Source organism: Paraburkholderia sp. XV, from assembly GCF_020177535.1.
Lineage (GTDB): Bacteria > Pseudomonadota > Gammaproteobacteria > Burkholderiales > Burkholderiaceae > Paraburkholderia > Paraburkholderia caribensis.
This window is the reverse complement of the sequence record NZ_JAGUUD010000255.1, coordinates 1-1,683: the sequence shown is the minus strand read 5'-3', so window position 1 is coordinate 1,683 and position 1,683 is coordinate 1. Positions and strand designations below refer to the sequence as shown.

Here is a 1,683-nt window from a genome sequence, read left to right as displayed (position 1 = left end):
TCAGAACTGATCTTCGGACAACGCGAGCACGCCCTCGCCGCCCTTCGCGCTGGTGATCGACGCTTCTAACGCCACCGCCTGCGGCAGCACATGTTCCGCGAAGAACTGCGCGGTCGCGATCTTCGCGCTATAAAACGACGCGTCCTGCGCGTGCTTCTCGTGCGCCGCCAGCATCGCGCGCGCCATCTGCCAGCCGCCCAGCACGATGCCCGCAAGCTTCAGATACGGCACGCTGCCCGCGAATACCGCATTCGGATCGCGCTTCGCATTCGCGACGACATACGCCACGGCCGATTGCAGCGCGTCGTGTCCGAGTGACAGATGTTTCTGCATCGAATCGAACGCTGCGCCCTTGTGCGGCTTGAGCGCTTCGACCGTCTGCGCAATCTGCGCCAGCAGTGCTTTTGCGACCGCGCCGCCGTCACGCACCGTCTTGCGGCCGACGAGATCGTTGGCCTGGATGGCCGTCGTGCCTTCGTAGATCGGCAGGATGCGCGCGTCGCGATAGTACTGCGCCGCCCCCGTTTCCTCGATGAAGCCCATGCCGCCATGCACCTGCACGCCGAGGCTCGTCACATCCACCGACAGCTCCGTGCTCCAGCCCTTCACGATCGGCACCAGGTATTCGTAGATCGCCTGATGCTCCGCACGCTTCGTCTCGTCGGGATGGCGGTGCGCGAGATCGCTGTGCGAGGCCGCGACGTAGGCCAGCGCGCGCGAGCCTTCCGTGAGTGCGCGCATCGTCGACAGCATGCGGCGCACGTCGGGATGATGAATGATCGACACGGCCTGTTTCGCGGAGCCGTCAACCGGCCGGCTCTGCACGCGCTCCTTCGCGTACGCGACCGCCTTCTGGTACGCACGATCCGATATCGCCACGCCCTGCATGCCGACCGCAAACCGCGCCGCGTTCATCATGATGAACATGTATTCGAGGCCGCGATTCTCTTCACCGATCAGGTGACCGATTGCGCCACCGTGATCGCCGAACTGAAGCACGGCCGTCGGGCTCGCCTTGATCCCTAGCTTGTGCTCGATCGACACGCAATGCACGTCGTTACGCTCGCCCAGCGAGCCGTCCTCGTTGACGAGAAACTTCGGCACGACGAACAGCGAAATGCCCTTCACGCCCTCGGGCGCATCCGGCGTACGCGCGAGCACGAGGTGGACGATGTTGTCCGCCATGTCGTGCTCGCCCCACGTGATGAAAATCTTCGTGCCGAACAGCTTGAACGAACCATCGCCCTGCGGCTCGGCGCGCGTGCGCACCAGCGCGAGATCGGAGCCCGCCTGCGGCTCGGTGAGGTTCATCGTGCCCGTCCATTCGCCGGAAATCAGCTTCGGCACGTAGGTCTTTTTCTGGGCGTCGCTGCCTGCCGTGAGCAGCGCCTCGATCGCGCCATCCGTCAGCAGCGGGCACAGCGCGAACGACAGGTTCGACGCGTTCAGCATCTCGATACAGGCCGTCGCGATCAGCTTCGGCAGGCCCTGGCCTTCGTATTCGACGGGATGCTGCACGCCCTGCCAGCCGCCTGCGGCGAACTGGCGGAATGCATCGGCGAAACCGGGCGTCGCCGTGACGTGGCCGTCTTTCCAGTTGCTCGGGTTCCTGTCGCCTTCGACGTTCAGCGGCGCCAGCACTTCCCCGCACAGCTTCGCGGATTCTTCGAGCACGGCTTGCGC

Annotated in this window: 1 protein-coding gene; it reads right to left on the bottom strand. The window is 64.9% G+C overall.

All coding sequences use genetic code 11. The annotated features are described in order from the left end of the window. Positions 1–1,683: acyl-CoA dehydrogenase (locus KFO72_RS41770; RefSeq protein ID WP_225034545.1), on the bottom strand; the 1,683-nt coding region annotated here is incomplete at its 5' end.